At 38.1% G+C, this 24,460-nt stretch carries 24 protein-coding genes; 18 read left to right on the top strand and 6 right to left on the bottom strand.

Annotation, left to right across the window (positions count from 1 at the left end; translation table 11 throughout):
- Positions 1-7: 7 nt before the first annotated feature.
- On the top strand, positions 8-487 hold the full coding sequence (locus tag ACRPLY_RS02320) for an RNA polymerase sigma factor (protein WP_325076809.1): 480 nt from the start codon (positions 8-10) through the stop codon (positions 485-487).
- A 48-nt stretch (positions 488-535) separates the two neighbouring features.
- Here ACRPLY_RS02320 and ACRPLY_RS02315 read toward each other — a convergent pair whose 3' ends face one another.
- Complete coding sequence (locus tag ACRPLY_RS02315) at positions 536-1,114, bottom strand: DedA family protein (RefSeq protein WP_014460178.1); 579 nt, start codon at positions 1,112-1,114, stop codon at positions 536-538.
- Positions 1,115-1,278: 164 nt separating this feature from the next.
- Between ACRPLY_RS02315 and ACRPLY_RS02310 the strand changes: the two genes are divergently transcribed.
- Both ACRPLY_RS02310 and ACRPLY_RS02305 read left to right on the top strand, forming a co-directional pair.
- On the top strand, positions 1,279-2,487 hold the full coding sequence (locus ACRPLY_RS02310) for a DNA polymerase IV (protein ID WP_033578936.1): 1,209 nt from the start codon (positions 1,279-1,281) through the stop codon (positions 2,485-2,487).
- 156 nt (positions 2,488-2,643) lie between these two features.
- Positions 2,644-3,063, top strand: coding sequence for an organic hydroperoxide resistance protein (locus tag ACRPLY_RS02305; RefSeq protein WP_016764045.1), 420 nt, complete (start codon positions 2,644-2,646; stop codon positions 3,061-3,063).
- Positions 3,064-3,125: 62 nt separating this feature from the next.
- Here ACRPLY_RS02305 and ACRPLY_RS02300 read toward each other — a convergent pair whose 3' ends face one another.
- Positions 3,126-3,575, bottom strand: coding sequence for a MarR family winged helix-turn-helix transcriptional regulator (locus tag ACRPLY_RS02300; RefSeq protein WP_033578937.1), 450 nt, complete (start codon positions 3,573-3,575; stop codon positions 3,126-3,128).
- 144 nt (positions 3,576-3,719) lie between these two features.
- On the opposite strand from ACRPLY_RS02300, the gene ACRPLY_RS02295 reads away from it, so the two are divergent.
- From ACRPLY_RS02295 to ACRPLY_RS02280, 4 genes are all read left to right on the top strand, one after another.
- A complete protein-coding gene (locus ACRPLY_RS02295) occupies positions 3,720-3,929 on the top strand; it encodes a cold-inducible protein YdjO-related protein (protein WP_014460174.1) in 210 nt (69 codons plus the stop codon).
- A gap of 290 nt (positions 3,930-4,219) precedes the next feature.
- Entirely contained in the window at positions 4,220-5,041 is an 822-nt protein-coding gene (locus ACRPLY_RS02290; protein WP_033578938.1) for an MBL fold metallo-hydrolase, read from the top strand.
- 165 nt (positions 5,042-5,206) lie between these two features.
- The gene (locus tag ACRPLY_RS02285) at positions 5,207-5,413 is read left to right on the top strand and encodes a zinc ribbon domain-containing protein (protein WP_016764047.1); all 207 of its coding nucleotides are present in this window, start codon (positions 5,207-5,209) and stop codon (positions 5,411-5,413) included.
- 2 nt (positions 5,414-5,415) lie between these two features.
- The gene (locus ACRPLY_RS02280) at positions 5,416-5,892 is read left to right on the top strand and encodes a GNAT family N-acetyltransferase (RefSeq protein WP_034266012.1); all 477 of its coding nucleotides are present in this window, start codon (positions 5,416-5,418) and stop codon (positions 5,890-5,892) included.
- Between the two features lie 20 nt (positions 5,893-5,912).
- On the opposite strand, the gene ACRPLY_RS02275 is transcribed toward ACRPLY_RS02280, so the two are convergent.
- A complete protein-coding gene (locus ACRPLY_RS02275; RefSeq protein ID WP_049164475.1) occupies positions 5,913-6,950 on the bottom strand; it encodes a LysM peptidoglycan-binding and 3D domain-containing protein in 1,038 nt (345 codons plus the stop codon).
- Positions 6,951-7,251: 301 nt separating this feature from the next.
- On the opposite strand from ACRPLY_RS02275, the gene ACRPLY_RS02270 reads away from it, so the two are divergent.
- Genes ACRPLY_RS02270 through ACRPLY_RS02260 form a run of 3 tightly spaced genes read left to right on the top strand, consistent with a single transcriptional unit; the run spans position 7,252 to position 11,104 of the window.
- The gene (locus tag ACRPLY_RS02270) at positions 7,252-9,786 is read left to right on the top strand and encodes an AAA domain-containing protein (RefSeq protein WP_325076810.1); all 2,535 of its coding nucleotides are present in this window, start codon (positions 7,252-7,254) and stop codon (positions 9,784-9,786) included.
- Positions 9,780-10,487, top strand: a complete 708-nt coding sequence (locus ACRPLY_RS02265) for a cobalamin B12-binding domain-containing protein (RefSeq protein ID WP_308012831.1) — start codon at positions 9,780-9,782, stop codon at positions 10,485-10,487. The genes ACRPLY_RS02270 and ACRPLY_RS02265 overlap by 7 nt, the downstream gene beginning before the upstream one ends.
- Positions 10,484-11,104, top strand: a complete 621-nt coding sequence (locus ACRPLY_RS02260; protein WP_432231518.1) for a hypothetical protein — start codon at positions 10,484-10,486, stop codon at positions 11,102-11,104. Before ACRPLY_RS02265 ends, ACRPLY_RS02260 begins: the two co-directional genes overlap by 4 nt.
- On the opposite strand, the gene ACRPLY_RS02255 is transcribed toward ACRPLY_RS02260, so the two are convergent.
- Positions 11,101-14,661, bottom strand: coding sequence for a CheR family methyltransferase (locus ACRPLY_RS02255; protein WP_028413400.1), 3,561 nt, complete (start codon positions 14,659-14,661; stop codon positions 11,101-11,103). The genes ACRPLY_RS02260 and ACRPLY_RS02255 overlap by 4 nt on opposite strands.
- Positions 14,662-15,112: 451 nt before the next feature.
- On the opposite strand from ACRPLY_RS02255, the gene proC reads away from it, so the two are divergent.
- The 5 genes from proC to ACRPLY_RS02230 all read left to right on the top strand — a co-directional run bounded on the left by proC (position 15,113) and on the right by ACRPLY_RS02230 (position 19,482).
- The gene (gene proC, locus ACRPLY_RS02250; protein WP_028413399.1) at positions 15,113-15,955 is read left to right on the top strand and encodes a pyrroline-5-carboxylate reductase; all 843 of its coding nucleotides are present in this window, start codon (positions 15,113-15,115) and stop codon (positions 15,953-15,955) included.
- Between the two features lie 87 nt (positions 15,956-16,042).
- Entirely contained in the window at positions 16,043-17,149 is a 1,107-nt protein-coding gene (proB, locus tag ACRPLY_RS02245) for a glutamate 5-kinase (RefSeq protein ID WP_028413398.1), read from the top strand.
- 114 nt (positions 17,150-17,263) lie between these two features.
- The gene (locus ACRPLY_RS02240) at positions 17,264-18,526 is read left to right on the top strand and encodes a glutamate-5-semialdehyde dehydrogenase (protein ID WP_325076814.1); all 1,263 of its coding nucleotides are present in this window, start codon (positions 17,264-17,266) and stop codon (positions 18,524-18,526) included.
- A gap of 357 nt (positions 18,527-18,883) precedes the next feature.
- The gene (locus ACRPLY_RS02235; RefSeq protein WP_013056990.1) at positions 18,884-19,081 is read left to right on the top strand and encodes a cold-shock protein; all 198 of its coding nucleotides are present in this window, start codon (positions 18,884-18,886) and stop codon (positions 19,079-19,081) included.
- 38 nt (positions 19,082-19,119) lie between these two features.
- Positions 19,120-19,482 carry a VOC family protein gene (locus ACRPLY_RS02230; RefSeq protein ID WP_013056991.1) on the top strand — a complete coding sequence of 121 codons (363 nt, stop codon included), beginning with the start codon at positions 19,120-19,122 and terminating at the stop codon, positions 19,480-19,482.
- Between the two features lie 22 nt (positions 19,483-19,504).
- Here the strand turns inward: ACRPLY_RS02230 and ACRPLY_RS02225 are convergent, their stop codons facing one another.
- Entirely contained in the window at positions 19,505-20,110 is a 606-nt protein-coding gene (locus ACRPLY_RS02225) for an RraA family protein (protein WP_034266024.1), read from the bottom strand.
- A 441-nt stretch (positions 20,111-20,551) separates the two neighbouring features.
- On the opposite strand from ACRPLY_RS02225, the gene ACRPLY_RS02220 reads away from it, so the two are divergent.
- From ACRPLY_RS02220 to ACRPLY_RS02210, 3 genes are all read left to right on the top strand, one after another.
- Positions 20,552-21,061: a DUF3189 family protein gene (locus tag ACRPLY_RS02220; RefSeq protein WP_043982658.1), complete on the top strand. Its 510-nt coding sequence runs from the start codon at positions 20,552-20,554 to the stop codon at positions 21,059-21,061.
- Between the two features lie 247 nt (positions 21,062-21,308).
- Complete coding sequence (locus ACRPLY_RS02215) at positions 21,309-21,764, top strand: hypothetical protein (protein WP_033578944.1); 456 nt, start codon at positions 21,309-21,311, stop codon at positions 21,762-21,764.
- Positions 21,752-22,051 carry a YxcD family protein gene (locus ACRPLY_RS02210; protein ID WP_014460159.1) on the top strand — a complete coding sequence of 100 codons (300 nt, stop codon included), beginning with the start codon at positions 21,752-21,754 and terminating at the stop codon, positions 22,049-22,051. Before ACRPLY_RS02215 ends, ACRPLY_RS02210 begins: the two co-directional genes overlap by 13 nt.
- A gap of 45 nt (positions 22,052-22,096) precedes the next feature.
- On the opposite strand, the gene ACRPLY_RS02205 is transcribed toward ACRPLY_RS02210, so the two are convergent.
- On the bottom strand, positions 22,097-24,268 hold the full coding sequence (locus ACRPLY_RS02205; protein WP_432231517.1) for an MMPL family transporter: 2,172 nt from the start codon (positions 24,266-24,268) through the stop codon (positions 22,097-22,099).
- Between the last annotated feature and the right edge of the window lie 192 nt (positions 24,269-24,460).

The following is a 24,460-nucleotide window of genomic DNA, read 5'->3' as shown; positions in this document are numbered from 1 at the left end:
ACTTATTATGTGCGGCGAGGAATTACAAGATTATTTAAATCAGGTGCTGGCTTATTTATTAAAAAATGGTGTGAATAGACAAGACGCCGAAGATATTACGCAAGAAGTAGCATTAAAATATTTAGAAAAACAAGAAATGGTCGATCCTGAAAAAATAAAAGCTTGGATGTTTCGCGTCGCATTAAATAAACGCTGTGATTTAGGAAGGCGTAAAATAGTGAAAGACCGCTATACGTCTTCTTACAAAGAAGAACCCGTTATGTATACGCCTGTTCAGCAGGTCCTCAGAAATGAAGAAGCGGCTGAATGTCAGGCGATTTTAAATCAATTGAATCCTAAGTATCGCAATTTGCTTCTATTAAAATATGGATTAGGATTTAAATATGAAGAAATTGCCGAGTTATTAAATATGCAGATGACTACGTTAAAATCAGCTCTTTACCGCGCGCGCAAATACTTTGTGAAGGGATATAATGAAGTCATTTAATATAAATGAAACAGCAGCAGTTTGTGAAAAAGAACTTTTTTACACAAACTACTGCTGTTTTTTTCGTATTTTTCTTCTTTGAACGGCATAGATAATCAAACTGATCGCACAAAAAGCTAAAGTGATCTCAATCACATCAGTATAAGAAGATGTCGTATTAAAAAAGGAACCGAAAATAAATAAAGCCAGCGTCCAAATGAAACCAAAAGAAAATGAGACTTTAATGTAATGACGATGCTTCATTCCGCTTGCCCCGAGAAAAAAAGGCATCACATGTCGCATTCCTGGTAAAAAGTAGCTTGCGATGATGGCGTGAGATCCATATTCTTGAATCGTTCGCTCAACTTTCATAACATTCTTTTCCCATCGCGGGCGTTTTAATAGCGCAAGCGCCTGAGCTGAAAAAAGACTGGCTATCAAAAACTTGAGGTATAAGCTAAGCATCATGCCGCTGTAGGTAAGTATAAAAGCTGGAATATACTGAACGGATGGAGACGTAGCCTGGCTGCCTGCAAGCATAATATATACTGGGTCAGGAATAGGAGTAAGGTTGGCTCCGACTAAAATGATAAAAAAGAAATATCCGTAGCCTAATTGGTTAATGGCTCCGATAAGCTGATCAATCACGTTTTCTTCCTCCTTTCTTCATTAGAATACGAGAGAGTGACACACAGTGTTCGCTCAAAATAAAAATAAAGTATAGGTACGCACAACTTAGGAAAAAAGAGTTATAATAAATAAGAATGTACGTTCTTCTTTCGGGGATTAATTATACAGAAAGAGGTGATAGTATGAAAATGATGTACCCTAAAAACGGCAAAGTTATTCTTCATATTGATGCTAATGCTTTTTATGCATCTGTTGAAACCGCACATGATCATACGCTCAAAGATAAGCCTCTTGCTATTGCTGGCAATCCAAAAGAACGAAGAGGAATTGTTGTAACCTGTAACTATATTGCTCGTAAACGCGGAGTGTATGCGCCTATGCCTCTTTGGGAAGCGAAAAGAAAATGCCCCGAGCTGGTTGTTATAAAGCCTAATTTTCCATTATATCGCCAAGTGTCCAAAAACATGTTTGATTATTTAGTAACCATTTCACCTCTTTTAGAGCCCGCTTCAATTGATGAAGGCTATTTGGATATTACAAACTGTGCTGAATTAGGCTCTCCTCTTGACATAGCAAAGTCCATTCAGCAGCATTTAATACAGACGCTGCAAATTCCTGTGTCAATTGGAATCGCACCGAATAAATTTTTAGCCAAAACGGCAAGTGATATGCAAAAACCTTTAGGAATTACCGTTCTTCGAAAAAGAGATGTCCAAACAGTTCTTTGGCCAAAAGCCGTAGAGGAAATGCACGGAATCGGTAAGAAGACAGCTGAAAAGCTAAATGCGATTAAGGTGGTGACGATCGGTGATCTAGCAAATGCCGCTCCCGGTCTTCTTAAACAAACTCTCGGAGTAAAAGGAGAAGTTATGAGAGACCGAGCGTGGGGCCAAGATGATCGACAGGTGAACCCTGATCGCCAATCACAGTTTAAATCAATTGGAAACTCTACGACGCTATCTCAAAATGCAGTAGATGAACATGAAGTTCTGCCTATTTTAAATAAACTATCGCACTCAGTGAGTTCTCGTATGAAAGCGAAAAAAGTTGTAAGCAAAACGATTCAGTTAACGATACGATATAGTGATTTTAAAACTATTACTCGAAGCCAAACTATTTCTAAAACAATTAGCGAGCCAAACGATCTTTTTCATTACAGTGCGGTATTATTTCAAAAGCATTGGAACGGAGAACCGATTCGTTTATTGGGCGTAGCTGCTCTTCAAGTGAGTCACCAGCTTCAAGAAGAAGAACAGTTGGATTTGTTTACATACGGAGAACAAGCAAAAAAAGAGCCTTTATACAAAGCGGTCGAAAGTTTGCGTGAAAAATATGGAGATAACATTATTCAAAGCGGTTTAAAAAAACAAAGAGGAAAAGAAGAGAGGTAACTCTCTTTTTTTGTATAAAATAATAGGTTTACACTCATTATAGAAGGGGAAGTACATTACTATCACGGTAATCAAAGTGATTACAAAATGAATTTGATTGCGACTTTTTTAATTGTCTGCAATGAAATTACATAAAATAATCTATGAGGTGATCTTATGTCAGACGCACTATTTACATCTAAAGCAACAGCGGTTGGAGGCCGAGATGGTCGAGTTAAATCAGATGATGGTATTATTGATTTAACCCTTGTAAATCCTTCTCCAAATAACAAAAAAGAAGGAACAAATCCCGAGCAGCTGTTTGCAGCAGGGTATTCTGCTTGTTTTGACGGCGCTTTAAATTTAATCGCTAAGAAACAAAAAAAAGACATTGATTCGTCTATTACTGCAGAAGTAAGTCTACTAAAAGACCACACTGATGATGGATTCAAAATTGGCGTGGTGTTAAACGCTCATATTAAAGGCGTTTCACAAGAAGTAGCTGAGAAGCTAGTAGAAGATGCACATCAATTCTGCCCGTATTCTAAAGCAACACGCGGAAATGTTAACGTAACGTTAAATACAACGGTTGAGTAAATAAAAAAACGCTTGGATTTTTCTGAAATCCAGGCGTTTTTTTATGTGCAATTTTATATGGTCTATTTTTGATTGTACGTATGCAGTGATTTCAGTAACTCCTGCAGCGTTTCTTTCAGCTTTTCTAATTCTCCCTGTGACTTATTTGTCATGCTAAAAACTTCTTCTGGAATATGACAAGCTTTATCACGTAATTTTTTTCCTTTTTCGGTTAAACTAATAAAAACAACGCGTTCATCTTCATGAGAACGTTCACGAATCACTAATTCTTGATCCTGCATTCTTTTTAGCATAGGAGTAAGGGTGCCTGAATCCAAATACAGAAGTTCGCCCATTTTTTTCACGCTGAGTGTTTCATGTTCCCATAAAACAAGAAGGGCTAAATACTGCGGATAGGTTACTCCTAATTTATCGAGCAGCGGCTTGTACACCTTTGTAATTTCTCGAGACGTGGCGTAAATTGAGAAACAAAGCTGATTTTCTAGCTGCAGCTGCTTATAAAGTTGTTCCATTCATGTTGCCTCCAGTCTATTGCTTTTTATTTAATTATACACAATTAAATAGGGGTGTCCAATAACGCTGGATGAAAAAGTGATCAAGCTGTAAATAAAAAATGGGAATTTTACATATACTAAGAAAAAAAGGGAGCTGTGCACATGTATTTTGCAAAAAAAGCCGTAGAAGAAGAAGTAGATCAAATGATGGATACGACTGTATATGCGTGTCAATCTGAATCATGTAATGGGTGGATGAGAGAAGATTTTGTTACGGTTGATTATAACTGTCCGATGTGCGGAACAGGAATGTCGCAGGAAGTACGCGAGCTGCCGAAAATTAAGTACGACCACCAATTTTATAATAAATAAAAAAGAAGCAGCTGCTTCTTTTTTATTTTTCACTAAAATTTCATTAAGGTGAGCTAGACTAAGAACCAACATATGATGAAGGTGAGGAATATCAGAATGAATCAAGGGAACTTTTTGAAAGGTTTATTTTGGGGAACCTTATTTAGTATTCCTATTTGGATTTCATTGTTTGGCTGGTTCCGCATTTTATCACATCTTGCATAGTTTCGTTTTATAAATCGTCATAAGCGCCCTTATCTTTCTATTTCCGCTATAATAAGGGTGATAGAAAAAATAAGGAGCTGTTCTCTATGATTCAATACAAAACGGAGCAAATGACGGTTTTTGAAAGCGCGCTATTTCAAACAACATCTGCAGTGATTGAAACAAAAGACTGTGTGATTGTTGTTGATCCAACATGGCTTCCTCACGAAATTAATGAAATTAAACAGCATGTTCAAGAGATCTTAAATCATCGCAAGCTGTATGTATTTTTTACTCACGGAGATTTTGATCATGTCATTGGGTATGGCGCTTTCTTAGAATTAAATGCCACCTTTATCGGCAGCAAATTTTTAAAAAATCATCCGGACAAAGAAGAAAAAGTTCAAATGATTAAGCAGTTTGATCATGACTATTATATAAAAAGATCTCATGATATTATATTCCCGGAGCTGGATATTGTGGTAACCGAAAATGAACAGCACATTACCTTAGGTGAAACATCTATTACCTGTTATTTTGCAAAAGGTCATACAAACGATGGACTATTTATGATTGTCGATAATTCAATATGGATCGCAGGGGATTATTTATCGGACTTTGAATATCCGTACATATATGAAAGTGTAAACGATTACCGCGACACTCTTGCTACTGCGCGACACATTTTAGCTAAGTACCAAAATCTAACACTAGTTCCCGGACACGGAAAAACGACACATCACCGAGCTGAAATTCAAAGGCGAGTGGAGATGGCCAGCTCTTATTTAGATGAACTGCAAGCTGCAGTGAAAGAAGACAGTAAAGAAGCGCTTGATAAGCTAAACGACAAATTGGCATTCCCATCTGATTTCACGGCACAATGTCATCAGAAAAACGTTGAAATTATGAAAAGAGAATTGCTGTTATAGAAATCGAGTGTACAGTCATCCCGTTGATATTAAAAGTAAGAAACCGCATCTTCTGTTGGAGATGCGGTTTCTTACTTTCCTTTATTTATCAATTTAATGAAACTTTTTCCTTTTATATCCGTTTATATAAATAAGAAGTTATTTTATTTGTAAAGGAGTATGGCAATGGGGAAAAACGGTTGTGTAAAATGCGGACATACAGAAGCAAAAACAAAAGAAATTGCTACAACGGGAACGGGGCTGTCTAGATACTTAGACGTTCAGCACAATCAATTTACTGTGGTATATTGCACGAGCTGCGGGTATTCAGAGCTATATAATAAATCATCTTCAAGAGGCAGCAATATTATTGACTTATTTTTTGGAGGATGAAAATGAGTATCGACCTTATTGAAATTGATAAAGACCGGCACGCTTCCTATTTAAACCTGCTATTAATAGGGGATGAAGACGAAAAAGTAGTGAAGTCGTATATAAATGAAGGTTCCTTATTTACCATTGTGTATGAAAAGAAGGAGATAGGAGTTGTGCAGTGCCTCACCGATGAAGAGGAGTCGGCAGTAGAAGTAAAGAATATCGGTTTAAAAGAAGCATACAGAGGAAAAGGAATCGGCAGCAAAGTCATTAAAAAGTTAGAAGTACTGTATGAACGTAACCAATATTCTAAAATGATTGTAGGAACAGCGGACTCCAGTCTTGAAAACATAGCATTTTATAAAAAGGCAGGCTTTTATCAAAGCGGTGTCAAAAAGAATTTCTTTTTGCAGTACGTTCCACCGATTTACGAGAATGGCCTGCAAGCTATCGATATGATTATGTTTGAAAAGAAATTAAAAAGCAGAAGCGACTAACACGCTTCTGCTTTTAATGATTAATCTAAAATTTGAAGTTTTACCGTTTTGCGTCCCCAATTTAAAGCTGAGCTTTGAGATGCCATAAATAAATCAACGCGAGTACCTTTAATGGCACCGCCAGTATCTCCAGCAATTGCTTCTCCGTAACCTTCTACGTATACGCGAGAACCTAATGGAATCACGCGAGGATCAACTGCAATTACTTTTCGATTAGGATTTGACCTTAGGTCGATGCCTGTAGCAGTGATTCCGCTGCAGCCCGCACAGTAAGCAGTATAAGCTGTTGCTTCAACCGTAATCTCTTTCGAAACCGACTTACTTTCTTGCGCTGGAGCAGGTGCCGGCGTTGAAGTCGACGGTGCTGAAGTTGACGGTGTTGAAGGAGTAGCAGGTGATGGCGTTGATGGTTTCGCCTGAGCTGCAGCTTGTCCGCCTACTTGTAGCACTTGATTAATGTAAATCGTATTAGACGATAAGTTATTCCACTGTTTTAATTGAGAAATTGAAATGCCGTGTCGCTGTGCTACGCTCCACATTGTATCTCCAGGCTGAACTTTATAACTTTTACTGTTGCTAGGAGCCGGGGATGCCTGCGTTTCGTTTGTTTTTTCTTGTACAGGTGCTGAAGGTGATGATGAAACTGTTCCTGTTCCATTTATTTTTAATACTTGATTCACATAAATTAAATGACTAGATAAGTTATTCCACTCTTTTAGCTGCTGTACAGAAGTACCGTTGTTTTTAGCGATACGATAAAGCGTGTCACCTGATTTTACTGTATATGTATGATTTGAAGATGTTGTAGTTGGAGTTGAACTAGATGAAGAGTCAGTAGATGTAGATCCAATTTGTAATGTTTGGTTTGCATAAATTAGTGTGGAAGAAAGACCATTCCACTTTTTTAAGTCTTCAACTGTTACATTATGCTGCTGTGAGATGCTGAATAACGTTTCTCCAGCTTTTACTTTATGCGTGTCTGTGTCAGCCGATGCTGCGTCTGCAATTCCAATTGATACTAAAGCTGTGGCCCCTAATGTAAAAATGTGTTTTTTCATCTAATAATTCTCCTTTATTTCCAATAGTTGTCTCTTATTCTATCAGCAATATGTAACAAACTCATGACAAAATGGTAGGTTTTATATTACAAGTTTGTAACAATACGTCTAAAAATATAGAAAAAACGCAGTTTTTTTACGATTATGATGAAAAAAGTCTTAATTTGTCTGGAGAGATAGACTAGTAAAAAAGGTATTCTGCTTTTATAAAAATGAAGAAGAAAGAAGCTATGCTATATTCAAATGACATGATAGAATAGACAAGTTAGAAATGAACGGATAAAAAGGGAGTTAGACATCTATGGAAAAACGCTCTATCTCTTCATATTTAAAAGCATGGGTGCGCGCACTTTCAATTGAGATTAATTATATGAAGAAACACGGCGGAGAAAAGTATACGGTAGGAAAAGGAGAGTACTTAGGGCAGCAGGGAGATGCGTATCTTTACCGGTTTGAACGCACAGCCGATTTATACCTTTTTGATGGAGCTCAGGTACGCCTTGTCCACCAGCATAAAGAAAGTAAAGGAGAAGTTATCGGAACGGAAGGATTTGATTTGTACCTTAAAATAGATGCGTTTATTGGACAAGAAGTAGACGAACTCGATATATATAACGAACCATGGGAATTATTGCAGGCGCTCATTGATAGACTGACGGAAGCAAAAGACTACAAGCAAAAAATAGTAAGAATCAAACGTCTTATGAGAGGCGATAGTCCTGTTCGCCATAAAGAGTATACGTCTAAGAACGCTCTTCATGAAGTGTTGCTGCGAGCGCGTTATAACCGTACTACTTATATTTGGGGGCCTCCTGGAACAGGGAAAACATATACGCTGTCCAAAATCGCGGCAAGCTATTACCGGAAATCAAAGCGTGTCCTTTTATTATCTCACAGTAATGCAGCGGTGGACGGTTTGCTGCAAGAAACTGCACGTCAGTTAAAAAAGAAAGAAGCTTGGAAAAAAGGAAAACTCATTCGATACGGAGCAACAAAAAGCAGCGGCTTAGAAAATATAAAAGTAGAAGAAGTCATTGGAGAAGATGATCCGGATTTAGCTCAGGAGATGCGTGATTTGCAAGAAGAACGAGTTTACTTAAGCAGATATCCCAATAGAGCTCACCAGCTTCAGCAAGTTAATAAAAAGCTAAACGCCCTTCGTAACAAGTGGATTGAAGCGGAGAAAAATGTTTTTGATCAAGCGTATATTGTAGGCACTACTTTATCAAAAGCGGCTATTGACCGATTACTTTATCAAAGTGAATTTGATATGGTTGTGGTAGACGAAATTAGCATGGCATATGCACCGCAAATTGCTTTTGCAGCTACGTTAGGAAAACGAATTGTCGTATGCGGCGATTTTAAACAGCTTCCCCCGGTATCTCAATCTTCTCATGCTGAAGTGAAGAAGTGGCTGCAGCGAGATTTATTTGAGCAGACGGGTCTTGTAGAGCAAGTAGAAAGCGGTGAGATCCATCCGCATCTTTTTATGTTGAAAAAGCAAAGAAGAATGCATAAAGATATCTCAGCTTTTACAAATCGCTATATTTACAGCAATCGAGTAGGGGATCATCCATCTGTCACAACAAGTCGAGAAGTAGTAGCAAGCAGCCGGCCGTTTGCTCATGAAGCAGCGCTTATGCTTAACATTGGTCAGTTGCATTCTTCCGCTATGCGAGATGTCGCTTCCGGTTCACGCTATAATGTGATAACAGCTGTTTTGGCGGTAAGTTTGATACTGCGGGCACGCAAAGCTTCTTCGGCTACTATTGGCTATGTGACTCCTTATAAGTCTCAAGCTAAATTGATTAATGCATTTCTTCAAGATATTGAACCAGCCAGCGATATAATCGCAGCAACCGTACACAAATTTCAAGGCGCGGAACGAGATATCATGATTTTTGATACGGTCGATACAAAGCCGCAGTCAAAACCAGGTTTACTTTTAACAAATGAAAATAGCGACCGATTGGTAAATGTAGCGGTGACGCGTTCAAAAGGAAAATTTATGATGCTTTCAGACGAGTCGTTTGTCCAGCAGCGTGTACCAAAGGAGCGAGCGTTCTGGAAGTTGGTCAACCACTTTAACGAAAATCAAAAAGTATACCAACCTCAGCAATTTTTAAAAGAAGTCATTCAGCATCGGAAATTGATTTGGTACCATCCATCGAACAGCAGTCAGTTAAAAAAAGATTTATATCAAGCTCGGCAGCAGATTTTATTGTGTATTCCTTATGCTTCGCTTGTTCCTCAAGAAATACGGGAGATGTTACATTCATTTAAAGGTGAAGTGACCGTTCTTACTCGTGAACCAAAAGAAGTTCGAATTGACGGTGCTCATGTCATTTCAGCTGCTGTTCCGATGTCACTGCTTATCATCGATGAATCCACTATATGGATCAATATGCCTTACGGCGGAAAAAATGAAGCGTTTATGGCAGCTAGAATTGAGTCAAAGCTAGGCGCTAAACAGCTTATTCGGTCAATTGATTTTACAGAAGATAAAACAAGAAATCAAGAAACAAAAATGTATATAGAAACAAATAAACCACAATATTCTTTGAGTAATTACCTTCGCAGCTGGGATCGCTGTGAATCCTGTCAGCATATGCGAGAAGTAGAGATAACAAAAAAAGGAAAAGTAAGGTTTATTTGCTATTATTGCGGGAAAACAAGTGGGGCAACACGTTTATTAGTGGAAAAATATTTAAACTACGTACATGCTGTATGTAGAGCATGCAAGCAGCCGATGAACGTAGAGTATGATGAAAATAAAGGCGTCTACGCATGTTGTCCATCGTGCAAAAAAGAAGTTTTGCCTAGAGATCTATTGTAACTTTAGGAAAAGGGCGTGATCTTATCGTTTACTCTCGTAGTGTAGCGGCTTTAGCTGATTGTTTGCTAGAAGGAGACGTTCAAAAAAGCTGGCTGCTCATTGCTATATATATAGAAGAAGGCCATTCTTCAACTGACGTATATACGTTTCTGACAGAAGCGATGTATGAGATAGGGAAAAGGTGGCAAGAAAATAAAATTTCAGTCGCGGACGAGCATTTGGCTACTGCAACCTGTGACTATGTGTTAACTCGCTTTCAGCTATCACAGCATCAATTGCTTCAGCGTAATCGAGCACTTCTTTTTTGTATTGAAGGAGAAGAGCATTACTTAGGCATTAAAATGATTGCAGGACTTATGAGCGAACACGGATGGGAAGTTAAAAACTTAGGAGCAAACTTGCCGCTGCCGTTCGCTCTAAAAAGCATTGAAAGATGGGATCCTGATGTAGTATGTTTGTCCGTCTCACAAGTGCATTTGCTGCCTGATTTACAAAAATACATTGCTGAGATTGAAAGCATGTCGCAAAGTCCTCTTGTATTAGTGGGCAGCAGGCTTCTCAGCACGCATGATTTATCGGCTTCAGGATCTTCAAAAACTATATTCATTAATCATATTCAAGCTTTTAAAGACTGGCTTCTAATCAACAATAAAGAAAGTTCGACGCAAGATAAAATGTTAGTAATGGGGGAAGAAATATGATCAGTTTGCCGATTCAAAACATTCCGGTTCCAATGTTTTTACTCAATAAAGACAACGAAATAATTGAATTTACACCAAGCGTCACGAAAAATTTCCCGCCTGTTCAGAACTTTTTAGATCTAGTTGATGAAGACAGCCAAGAAAAAGTAAAAAGAGCACTCCAGGGAAAGGAAGAAGTGCAAATCGAAGTAAATATGCGCACGTTTTCCAACCCGGTTGCTCTTTTTGATTTTCATTTTAAGCCTGAAGCGTACCATTCGCTGCATGCTGTTTTCTGCTATCCTATTCATGAGCATATGATGAGTGTTCAATCAACCCTTCAACAGTTTCGCTCTATACTTATGCAAGACTCACCACAAGTGAACCAAGGTTTTTCGGTCAGAGAAACAGATGTAGAAACGGCGAAAAAAATGCAGCTAGTTGATCTTCAGCGTCATTTTCGAGAAATGAAAACAAATGTGCTAACCATTCAAGACCTCCTAAGTATTATCCGCTCCGACGTAATTGAAGCAGGAAAAGGAGAGTATATTGAATTGGTCTCTACACATTTGTTTGACATTCAAGATTTAATTAATCAGGAGCTTGACTGCTTAAGACAGAAGAACAAAGTACATTAAGAAAGCGGCAATCGGATTTCTACCGTTGTTCCTTTGCCTTCTTCACTATCATACGAAATGCTTCCTTTATGATTACTAATGATTTTATGACTCACCATCAATCCTAATCCTGTTCCTTTTTCTTTTGTTGTATAGAAAGGCTCGCCAATTCGTGTTAATCGATCTTTCGGCATGCCTTTTCCTTCATCTATCACTTGGACGACTACTTGATTTGTATCTGGATCAAATTTAGATACCACTAGAATAGACCCGGGGTCATCCATCGCTTCAATAGAATTTTTCACCATGTTGATAAATACTTGTTTCATATCTTTTTCAATACAATGAACAACAGGTAATTTTTCTTCAAAATCCGTTGAAATAGTAATGTTTTTAAGAATGGCCTGTGTATGCAACAGTGTACATACGTCTTGAAGAATTAAATTTATCTGCTTATTTTCATATTTTACGACTTCGGGTTTGGCTAGAATGAGCAGTTCGCTAATAATCAGCTCTAAGCGGTTAAACTCGGACATCATGACATCCATATATTCTTTTTTATACGTTTCTTCTTGCATCATAAGCTGTAAGAAGCCCTTTAATGATGTAAGAGGGTTTCGTATTTCATGGGCAATGCCGGCAGCCAGCTGTCCAAGTGCTGACAGCATCTCTGAATTTTTGAGCATCATTTCCGACTGTTTGCGCTGTGAAATGTCTTCACTTAAACCAATGTAATGGATGATTTCATCCTGATCATTTTTAACAGGCATTAAGGCTAACTGTTCCCAAACGGTTTCTCCGTCTTCTTGAACGTAGGAAATTTCTCCGTTCCATTTTTCTCCTCTATATACTTCATTCCAAATCTTAGGGAATCTTTTAACGCCTAGCTTTTTTGTATATAAGTCGTAGAGGTGTAGCCCAAATACTTCTTGCGGCGCATGCTTTTGCTCCATGAATTTTTGATTAATGTACTTAATTTTACCTTGATGATCGGTAATAAAAATGCCCGTAGGACTGTGAGCTACTGCAAATGATGTAATAGCCAATTCTTCATTTGAACGTTTAATTTCTGTAATATTAATAAACGTAATAACTACACCGTTAATTAAATTCTCATTCGTACGATAAGGCATCATTTTCATGCTATACCATTGGTTATCGTAGCTTTGAATTTCTTTTTGAAGGGTGTTATTTGTTCTTAAAACGTGCATTGCGTCCTCAATTAGATGGTCATATCTAAAGTTATGCGAAATATGAAAGAAAGGTCTTCCGATATCTTGATGAAGAACGTTGATTACTGTTTTCGTTTCCGGCGTAAATAATTTAATATTCAGCTGCTCGTCTAAAAAGATGGTAGCAATAGTTGTACTGATTAATAAATTATCAATATCGTTGTTTAAGTCCGTTAATTCTTCAATCTTTCGCTCGTACTGGTTGTTAACACTAATTAACTCTTCATTAACAGACTGCAATTCCTCATTTGTGGACTGCAGCTCTTCGTTGGAAGCAATCAGTTCTTCGTTCGTGGACTTTAGCTCCTCATTTGCTGTTTCTAGCTCTTCAATCGTCGTTTGCAAATGCTGCTGCGTGTAATGAAGCTCTTGCTCTAAATCTACTACAAGCTCACTAATAGAGCTTGTTTGATTAAGAAACATGGGCTCTTCCTTATCAATAATGGCACTATCTGTCTGTTCGTCAAACATAAGTAAGTAAAGAGAGTGATTTGTTGGAAGGGCAGATATAGTAATATTAAAACGGCGCTGCACGTTGTTTATGACAAATTCAATGTGCTGACAGCATACGCTCATACCTTGCTCTTTTACGCGTTTAATAGCTGCTCCAATGGCTAAAGAGACGTGAACGGGAACCATTTTGAAAATGGTATAATTAATCTTCCCCACAGGAACGTTAATAAGCTGAGTCGCTTCTTTTGAACAAAATATCACTTCGTTGTATTCATTTAATACAAGACAAGGGCTCATAAAATGATCAATCATTGACTGATACATCTCATCCAATTTAAGCGAAGGAAGAGGCTTATAAAGTTGACTTGGCAGCGGTACGCTAGAAAAATCACCTTCATGCAAGCTGGATTTTGAAAGATTAAAAGCTCCTGTAATTTGTCGGCTGGGCTGCCCCGAACGTTTAAATATTTTCCACTTACTGTTGATAGGGCGGAACAAATCAGACAAATTTCCCGTTGTTTCACTAGGGCCTAAAAAAAGTACGCCTTCTTCTGTCAAAGAAAAATGAAAAAGAGACAGAATGCGCTGCTGCAGTTCAGCTTGGAAGTAAATCATCATATTTCGACAGCTGATTAAATCAACGTTTACAAAAGGCGAGTCTTTTCCTATATTATGCGGGGCAAAAACAATCATTTTACGGATTGTTTTTTTAACTTGATAACCACCATGTTTTGTTTGCTCAAAATATTCATTAATCTGAGCTGCTGAGAAGGAATGAACTTCCGCTTCTTCATAAATGCCTTGACTCGCTCTTTTGATTGCATGACGATCGATGTCCGTAGCAAAGATTCGGACATCGAAATAACGGTTGATTGTTGATAAATAGTCATGAAGCAAAATAGCTAATGTATATGCTTCTTGACCAGTAGAACAACCTGCTACCCAGATGCGGATTTCATCTTCTTGGCTATGAATCTTTCTTTCAACTAATTGAGGGATGACTTGTTCTTCAATAATAGAGAATGCTTCTTTATCTCTAAGAAATTGCGTCACTCCAATCAGCAGGTCTCGCTGCAGTTCGACGATTTCTTCGGCTTCCTTACATAAATAGTCCCGGTACTCTTCCATCGTTTGAGAGGGCGGATCGAGTAAAGCCATTCTTTTTTCAAGTCGTCGCAGCACCGTGTTTTTTTTGTACATAGAGAAGTCGATGCCTGTTTTCTTCTTTATTAATGAATAAATGTATTGTAGCGTTTCTTCATTATATGTAAATTCAGTTTGGCTGACATGCGTTTGCACAAGGTCAGGCATATCAGCAGGAGAAAGAATATAATCAGCAAGGTGTGCATCAATAGCGCTTAGGGGCATATCTCTGTACTTTGCTGTGCTTTCATCTTGTACAAGTACAGTTCCGCCATACTCTCTTATCGTTTTTGCTCCTCCTGTTCCATCATTTCCTTTTCCCGATAAAATAATGGCTGTGCACCGGTGTTTTTTTGCAGCGGCCAGAGAATGAAAAAAGGCGTCAATCGGATACTTTACCTGATCATTTTCTTCATAAGGACGAAGGCGAAGAGTATGATCCACAACGGTCACATAATGATGGGGAGGATTTAAATAAATTGTGTCTTCTTGTAAAGTCATCCCGTCTTGTGTCAGTTTGATATTCATTCCTGTTTTTTTTGCTAAAAGTTCTGGCATAAAACTTTTATATTTAGAGGAAAGGTGCTGTACAATAATAAACGCCATTCCATTTGGTGAAGGCATATTAGCGAAAAACTGCTCAATAGCTTCTAACCCTCCGGCAGAAGCGCCAATTCCCACAACGTGTAAATCCTGTTTCTCTATTCCTTCTGAAGACGATGGAACTGTAGAAAACGAGTTGTTCTTCATAATAGAACCTCCAATAATGTTTCGACACTTCCTAGATTGTATGTCGTTTTGTTTATTTTAATGTCGACAGCACAGCGTGGTTTACATCAAAAGTAAATTTTTTAAAAAAAACCAAGATGCTGGTACATAGGTTCATTTTAGCAAACCTATTATATTGTTCAAATAACGTTTTCAAAATTCCTCTATTTTTCGCAAAAAAATTTTAAAGTCCAAACTATATAGTATGCCCCGATTTTCCTTATATAAACGTATTTTTATAAAAAAAATCGTTTTTTTTTGCAGAAAAAAATATTTAAAAAAGTTTTGTTTACGCTTACATACGCATAAGGTTATACGCTCAAGGAGGAAAAAAACGGTTAAATTCAACTTGACACTCTTTTTCAGCATGTTACTATAGGAACCGTTGAAAGAAACGAGAACAAAAATACGAACAAATGACAGGGGAGATTTGATGGATCAAAAACAAAAAGTTGCTTTTTTAGGTGCTGGATCAATGGCAGAAGCGATGATTTCTGGTATGGTCAATGCAAAGAAATTACCTGCTGAAAATATTATCGTAACAAATCGCAGCAATGATGCGCGACTGCACGAACTTGAAAATAGATATGGTATCAAAGCAGTAAAGCGCAGCGAGCTGAAAACAGATGACATTGACGTTTTTATTCTAGCGATGAAGCCAAAAGGCGCTGAAGAGGCATTAAACGAATTAAAGCCTCAAATCAACAAAGACCAGCTTGTCCTATCTGTTCTTGCAGGGATTTCATCTTCTTACATGGAAGAGTTATTGCATGATGAACAGCAGGTCATTCGAGTGATGCCGAATACATCAAGTATGATTCAGCAATCAGCAACGGCTATATCTCCAGGTCAATATGCTGCAATGGATGCTGTGCTAACAGCAAAAGAGCTGCTTTCTGCAATCGGAAAAGTGTACGTGATTGATGAGCCTCAAATGGACATTTTCACAGGAATTGCCGGAAGTGGACCCGCTTATTTTTATTTCCTTATGGAGCATATCGAAAAAGCAGCTAAAGAAGAAGGTCTCGATCCTGAGCTAGCACGTGAAATTGGCGCCCAAACCATTTACGGTGCAGCAAGAATGATGATGGAAAGAGATGAAACGCCGACGGAGCTTCGTGAAAATGTGACGTCTCCAAACGGTACAACAGCAGCTGGTTTAGACGCCTTAGCTAAACACGGCGGCGGAGAAGCAATGATGCAAGCAGTCAAAGGAGCATCAAAGCGTTCAAAAGAAATGAGTGCTCAACTACAAAAAGTGGCAAGTACTAATTAATTCGTCACTTATCTTCTTCGTGAATTCCTCACCACAAAAAAATAATCATAAACAAGAAAACATACAGAACACACTAGGAGTGATTTGATGAGTCCCGACAATAAGAAGCGGGTTGTAATTAAAATTGGAAGTAGTTCATTAACAAGTTCACACGGTGAAATCAGCAGACGGAAGCTCGAGCGCCTTGTGGATCAAGTCGTAGACTTAAAAGATAGCGGTCATGAAGTGCTATTGGTTTCATCAGGAGCTGTAGCTGCAGGATACCGCAAGCTTGGCTGCTTAGAGCGACCTAGCTCTTTACCTGAAAAACAAGCAGCTGCCTCAATTGGTCAAGGACTGTTAATGGAGGCTTATTCAGAACTGTTTCTATCACATGGATACGTTGCTTCTCAAATCTTAATTACGAGAGACGATTTTTCAGACGAAAATCGTTACAACAATGCACGAAATACAATTAATGTGCTGTTAGAACGTGGTATCGTACCAATTGTCAATGAAAACGACACGGTAACCATCAATCGATTAAAATTTGGCGACAATGATACACTTTCAGCTAAAGTTGCTGGACTAGTGGATTCCGACCTGCTTATTATTTTATCGGATATCGATGGCTTATACAGCGCAGACCCTCGTCAGGATCCAAATGCAAAATTAGTTCCTCACGTAGGGGAAATCACGCAAGACATCGAAGAATCTGCAGGAGATTCAGGAAGTTCAGTTGGAACAGGCGGCATGCGCTCGAAAATTGACGCGTTCAAAATCGCTATGGCGTCAGGAATTCCAGCATTTTTAGGAAGAGCTGGCGTGCCAAACATTTTAACACAAGCGGTTGACGGAGATGCAACAGGAACGTATTTTGAATCTGAAGATGATTCTGCGAACCTTAATCAGAAAAAGCAGTGGATTGCGTTTAACTCTGGTCCTGAAGGGGAAATAGTAGTCGAAGATGCCGCGAAACGTGCAATTATTGAAGATAAAGAGCCTTTACTTCGCGAGCATGTTAAATATATTAAAGGACACTTTAGTGAACGAGCAGTTGTACGTATTCTAGATAAAGATGACAATGAGCTGGCTCTTGGCGTGACAAATTATTCATCTGATGAACTTGCACTGAATGAGCCAATTGATCAACCGATTGTTGACAGCGAAGGTCTAGTGTGTCACTTAGAAATTCCAGTACCGGTCGGTTTGTAAGCAAACATGCTGTAAAGAAAAGGAGCCCTTCCTTTTCTTTGCATGATTGCATTTACCTCTTATGCCTCACACTTTAAAATCAAACAAAACTAAAACGAATCCAGGAGTGATTTGGTGTTACAAACAAATGAAACGTATTCAGTAGAAGAACAAGCTATTTCAGCAAAAAAAGCAGCTAAGCAATTAAGTTTACTAACAACAAAGCAAAAGAACGATGCGCTGTTAACGATTGCTTCTACACTTGAAAGCAACACGGAGTATATTTTAAAAGCAAATGAAGTAGACTTAAAAAACGGGAAAGAAAAAGGTTTTGACGAAGCGCTTATGGACCGCCTTGCTCTTTCAGCGGAACGTGTAAAAGAATTTGCAAACGGCCTTCGTGAAGTTGCTGAGCTAGATGATCCAACAGGCGATATTTTATCAAGCTGGACATTGGATAACGGTTTAGATGTAAAGCAAGTACGGGTGCCTCTTGGCGTGATCGGAATGATTTATGAAGCACGTCCAAACGTAACGGTAGATGCAACAGGGCTAGCGTTGAAATCTGGAAATGCTATTGTGTTAAAAGGCGGCTCTTCAGCTATTTCATCTAACCAAGCTATCGTGGACATTATTCACAAAGCTCTTGATGAAACGCCAATTCCTAAAGAAGCGGTACAGTTTATTTCAAGTACAGATCGTGCGGCTACGCAAGAATTATTTACAATGAAAGAGCATATTGACGTGCTGATTCCGCGCGGAGGGGCTTCATTGATTCAAGCGGTCGTCAATAACGCAACCGTTCCCGTGTTAGAAACGGGAGTCGGAAACTGTCATATTTACATCGATGAAAAAGCTGACGTTAAGAAGGCCATTCCGATTTTAATTAATGCAAAAACAGATCGACCAGCGGTGTGTAACGCAGCAGAAACGGTTCTTGTACACAAAAACTGGCTCGATTCTCATAAAGATGAATTGATTCAAGCATTCAACAATCATAGTATTGAAGTGTATGGTGACAAAGCGACAGTAGGTGAAATTCCTGGAGCAAAACCAGCGGCTGAAAAAGACTGGGCTGAAGAGTATTTACGCTTAGCAATTGCGATGAAAGTAGTAGAGAGTGTGGATGAAGCGATTGACCATATCGAAACATATGGAACAAAACACTCCGAAGCCATCATTTCAGAAGATGAACAAGCCGTTTCACGCTTTATGTCATTAGTTGATGCAGCCGCACTGTATCATAATGCATCTACGCGCTTTACTGACGGAGGAGCTTTAGGATTTGGAGCTGAAATTGGGATTTCAACTCAAAAGCTTCATGCACGTGGTCCAATGGGACTTCCTGCACTTACGACAATTAAATATATTATGAGTGGAAACGGACAAACTCGATAAGAAATCAAAAGCGAGCCTAATCATGTGCTCGCTTTTTTTTATGAAAAGCAAAACAAGTAAATGGAAGCTGATTTGTAAAAAATTATAAACTCTGTTATAATAGTAAAATATATAATTTTTGTGATCTTCATTTTTGTTCTTTTCAGACTATCCCGTTGTTTTAAGAAAAGCAACTGCTATCTGCTTTGTTATAACTTCATTTTTATTTTAGTCTTTCAAGACGCCGTATTATTCCTCAAAGATTGATTTACGGATGTATAGTATCACTTTATCTTGCACCATTTACCGCATTTACACGCTAAGTTAATCTTCATTTATTATCCACTTAAAAAGTACTGTTTAAAGGAGACGATGTGTATGTATAATCGTAAAAATTTAGAGCCGGCTGTTATTGAAGAAACAAAAGTTTGGGAATGTACATCAGATACGTGTAATTGTTGGGTTCGAGATAACTTTAAAAGCGGAGATCAGCCAACTTGTCCAATTTGCAAAAGCGAAATGAAGCAAGCTGTAAAAGAGCTGCAGGTTATTCATAATCCTAGAGTCATTGATTAATAACTTTTAGGAAGACGTTTTTTGAAAGGGGTTTGTGGATGTTTCTGGGAATTGATCATGTTCAGCTTCTTGGTCCAGAAGGATGCGAGCAAGAAGCAAGAAATTTTTATGAAAATCTTTTAGGAATGAAAACTGTTCTTAAGCCGGAAAATTTAAGGCACAGAGGCGGCATATGGTTTCAATGTGGGACTCAAGAAGTGCATATCAGTATTCAAGATGACTACATACCTGCTAAAAAAGCGCATCCAGCTTTTGTCGTGGAAGATATCAAGACGCTTAGACGTAAATTGGCACATTCGGGCTGCGTTCTTTCTGAAGAAGAGCCTATTGCAGGGAGAGAGCGTTTTTTTGTCCATGACCCGTTTGGAAATCGATTAGAATTTTTACAATATGACAAATAAAAGACCTCCAAGCGGAGGTCTTTTATTTTAGGGCTTTATCTAAATAGGTATATACCGTTTCTTTGCTAATTAATACTTCGTTCTCTCGGTCTTTATCTTTTTGCCATTTTTCTCGCGCTTTTGCTAATACTTCTTCGGCTTGCTCCTTGGGAATGACAATCACTCCACCGTCATCACCTGCAATAAAGTCTCCAGGACGGATTTTTACGCCCCCGCAGGAAATGATCTCGTTTACCTTTCCTTTTTCTTTTTTGCTGCTTGCTGCGATCGTAGAGCCCTTACAAAATACGGGGAAATCGAGCTTTTCGATGTCTTCTTGATCTCGTATAACCCCATCTAGTACAATACCGCTTATTCCAACAAGCTTCGCCATGGCTACTACGAAATCTCCTGCTAAGGCACGGTTACAGTAGCTTTTACCATCAATAACGAGCACACTTCCCGGCTCCGCTAGTCGAATCGCTTCAAGCACTGAGTAATTATTGCCAGCGGGCGTATCTACGGTAAGAGCCGGCCCGAATAGTTTGTAATGACGCTGCAAGGGCTTAATAGAAAAGTCTAAGTGGTTGGCACCTTCCATTGCATCTGATAAATTTGCTGTTGATAATGGGAGCTGTTCATTCAACATCATATCTCTCCTTTGTAACTTTAGTTTATCTATACATATTCATATAAGAGAAAGCTCTTATTTATGAAAGGGCAAGTATATAATATGAAGTATTGAAGACGAATTAACTACAAACGTGCAATGTTAGAAGCTTTCAGAGACAAATTTCATCCATTCATTAAATCTTTTTCCTATATGTTATTCGTTATATAAGTATATAGATCCTTTAATGTTACTGTTTGAATGTCTCTATTTCCAAGAATTTCTTGAATCTTTTTAAACTTCAACCAAGAGGGAAGTAGTTGTGGGAAGCAAAGAATGGAGTGTAACAATTGTATTCCAGGATGTTTTTTGTACAGGTTTTAATAGGGAAAGAACAGAATTTCTTCTGGAAATCTAAGAATGGAGCAGAGAAATTTTGATTATAATGAAAGGAGAGTTAGTTATTTAGGAGATGACAAGATGATTTATATTTATAACTGCTACGGAGGCACACATTCATCAGCATTGGCAGCTGCTTACCATCTGAAAAAGCTCCCTGCTAATAGAGAACCAACTGATAAAGAAATATTAAATATTGATGTTTTTAATAAATTGACTTCTAAGGATATGGGGAAGTTAATTTTTCATGGATATGATGAAGAAAAAAATGAAGTATATACATTAGGGAGAGGGTCTTCAAAAGTAGTAGTTCCTGCTATGTATGAGTTAGCCAATTTGCTAAATAAAAAAGGAGAATTACAAACGAAAATACTTTTTTCCAATACATCTCCCACCGTACCTTTATCTATGACACTAGGAGGTTTGTTTTCAAGAAGGTTAAAGATTAATGTAATAGGTGTTCCTTTATTAATAATAGGTGCTAAGCAGGCCCATAAAGACATTATTAAATTAGTGGAGCAAACAAAGAATTCTGCAAAAGTCACTACCTCAAAAATAGAAATTTTAGATAATGTTTTCGGCGAAGTGTAAAATAAGCTATATATAATAAAGATGAAGGACCTTTGTTAGTTTTATGAATGCCTTTGATTTATACTTAACTGATGTTATATAAGCACGAAATACGTGCAAATGTTTAATCCTGTGAACATTTGATGGAGCTTGACGCATTTTTATATAAAAAAGTGAAACCTTTTGGTATGATGAAACGTAGGAACATATATGGAAATCATATATGAAAAAACATATGTGACGTTAGTCATTTAGTGGAGGGAAAGCAATGGTAAAAAAATTATTGGCCGCATTTATCGCATTAGCGGTTGTGTTTTCACCAGTCGGTGGATCACTTATTCATGACGGTTCAAACGTAGCAAGTGCAAAAGGGTATAAATCAGGAAAGCGCTCTTTTGACAGCGGAAGCAATAACCAATCAAGCTTATTTAAAAACAATAACAGTAATTCGGTTAAGCAAAACAATACGTCTAAAAACTCCTCATCTAAAAGTACAGCAGCTGGTTCAAAGCGCGGCGGCTTAATGAAAGGTCTTTTAATGGGAGGAATTGCGGGCTTATTATTTGGAAGCTTATTATCTAGCTTAGGACCATTAGGCCCAATTTTAGGCTTTATGGTAAATATGCTTGTGATTGTAGCTTTAATTCTTCTTGTAGTAAAGTTATTCCAAAGCGTACGTAGCAACAAGCGTAAAAATGAGGAAGTGAAATCTTGGAGACAATAAAAATTTCTGAACAAGATATTATCAATGCGATGTGTTTGTATATCGCAGAAAAAAAACAAGTTCAGCCTCAAGAAGTAGAGATTGAGCTAATGTATGATGATGACTACGGTTTTTCAGCAGAGTCATACGTGCATGATCGTAAACAGGTTCATATTACTTTGAACATTATCGAAGCGCTGCGCTATTGGCTGGATACGGAAATGAACGTAGACCCATACGCAGCAGGACTAGAACTGGAATTAGACGATGAAGAAGGCATTATCGCTTTTGCTAAATTAAGTCGATAAAGAAATCTTCAATGAAAAACCCGCTCACTTGAGCGGGTTTTTTTATCATGATTTTACCTGTTCGTTGGAACTGGACTTATCGCTTTTTTTAGTGAAAAACCACCAGTTGGCATCTCCAAGCAATTTCATAAGAGAAGGGACAAGAAGCATTCTGACAATCGTTGCATCGATAAATATAGCTAAGGCAATTCCTACACCCATTTGTTTAACAGGCGTTACGTCTGTAAAAGCAAAGGCTCCTGTAATGACAATCATGATTAAAGCAGCGCTCGTAATGATTTTACTAGTGGAAGCTAGGCCTTCTACCGTTGCTACATTGTTATCCTTCGTTTGATGATACACTTCGTGAATGCGTGAAATCAAAAAGACTTCATAGTCCATGCTAAGCCCAAATACAAGGCCGAAAACAAAGACCGGCAGCACTAAAGCGATATTGGATTGGGTAAGACCTAAATGTCCATTTTGAAACAGCCATACAAGTAAACCAAACGTAGCTGTTAAGCTTAAAATATTCATAATGATAGCTTTTAAAGGAATCAGGACGGAACGAAAAGCAATCATTAAAATGACATACGTTGAAAATAAAACAAGAGCCAGGCCATAAGGCGCCTTTTTATAAATTTCATCAAATATTTCTTGTTCGAATTTTGGATAGCCGCCAATATGAACGGTGAAAGGTGAACGTTTCTCTTTCCATTTTCGAACAAAATCTTTTGCTTGATCTGAATTTTGGTCTGTATCTAGCGTAGCTTTTATGAGCATATAATGTTCGTTAATAAACGAATCTACAGCTGGCTTTGTCTGCATGCTTATCTGCGGGTTGTTCAGCATAGCTTGAAGCTGATTACTGGATTTTACGTTTAAAGCGGTAGAAATAGAATCAACTTGCTTAACTAACGAATCTTCTTTTAATTGTTTTATAAAAGTAAAGGCATTTGTTAAAGGCTTTTCCTTCAGCATATCTTGCTTAGCTTCTAACACAAAATAAACGTCTGCCGTGTTTTTATTTATAAACGTATCGTTATACGTGTCAAAAGCTTGACGAGACTCGTATTTTGTTGGCAGCGCTTCTGAAGATGGTATTTCTAGATGCATGTCTCGAACGGGAATAAGTGCTACTAACAGAATAATAAGAGAAACAATCGTCATAGCTACAGGCTTTTTCATGACAAATGTAGCGAATGAACGCCACCTAGATTGACCGCCTTGTTCACTGATTTTTAAGATGCGTAAACGATTGATGCGTGTACCTAGTATAGCCAGTATGGAAGGAAGCAGCGTAAGAGCTGAAAACACAGCAATAAAAACAACAGCCATTCCTCCAAGAGCGACGTTTTGAAAAATATCAACTTGAATAAACAGCATTCCCGCTAATCCAATAAATACGCATAATCCTGAGAAGATGACCGAGCGTCCCGCTGTTTGAATGGTGATTTTGATTGCTTGTTCTACCGATTTCGTTTGAATTTCTTCTTTAAAGCGATTAATAAATAAAAGGGCAAAGTCAATACTAAGAGCTAATCCAATCATTGGAATCACGTTTAAAATGAAGATGGACAGCTCTGTGTACGGATGAAAGAAATAGACAACGCCCATGGTGGTAACGACGGTTACAATTCCTATCATAAGAGGAATTGCAGCGGCTATCACGCCGCCAAAAGCTAGAAGAAGCACAACTAAAGCAACAGGAATACCAATGGCTTCTGCTTTTGCTAAATCTGCTTGGCTTGCTGTATTCATATCTTTTTCAATAATAGGACCACCGGTTAATTTTACACTAACTTCTTTTTCTTCAGATGAAAGAGTTCTGATCTTTTCCACTCGTTTATCCATCGTTCCATCATCGTGATTAAAGTGGATAATTCCATACGCTGTGCTTCCTTTTATCATCTTGTTAGAAGCCGTTGGTATGTCAACTTTCGACGCGTCTGATTTGTCCTTTGCTTTTTGCATATACTGAGCGATCGTTTGCTGGAATTTCGAGTCAGAAACTCCGTCTTTTTTTTCAAACAAAACGATGATCTGAGCTTCGCTAACATCAAATTTATTAACTAAAAGCTGCTCGGTATCTTTATACATTCCTTTCATTTCAAATCCGTTTCCTCCAAGCACAGAAGGAAGCTTAGCCGCATAAAAGCCAAATCCGACAATTAGGATGACCCACAGTAGTAATAAAATTTTTCTGCCCGCATATAATGCGTTCGCTATTTTATTCATATTTACCTCCAATTTTTTGTACAGTTACTAGACTATTTTATACTAACAGTTATTGTAATTAGAAGAAGTATTGTGTTTTTTTGTTTTTCTTGCCTGAAAAAGCTTTTCAGATAGATGCGCAGGGGTGTTTCCTTAGCAAAATCGTGTTTATGTTTCAGGCGATTTAGGGAACACTGTACATAAATGCACGAA

Origin of the sequence: Priestia sp. TGN 0903 (assembly GCF_050846855.1) — a bacterium.
GTDB lineage: Bacteria > Bacillota > Bacilli > Bacillales > Bacillaceae_H > Priestia > Priestia zanthoxyli.
The sequence above is the reverse complement of the archived record's forward strand: the minus strand, read 5'-3'. Positions and strand labels throughout refer to the sequence as shown.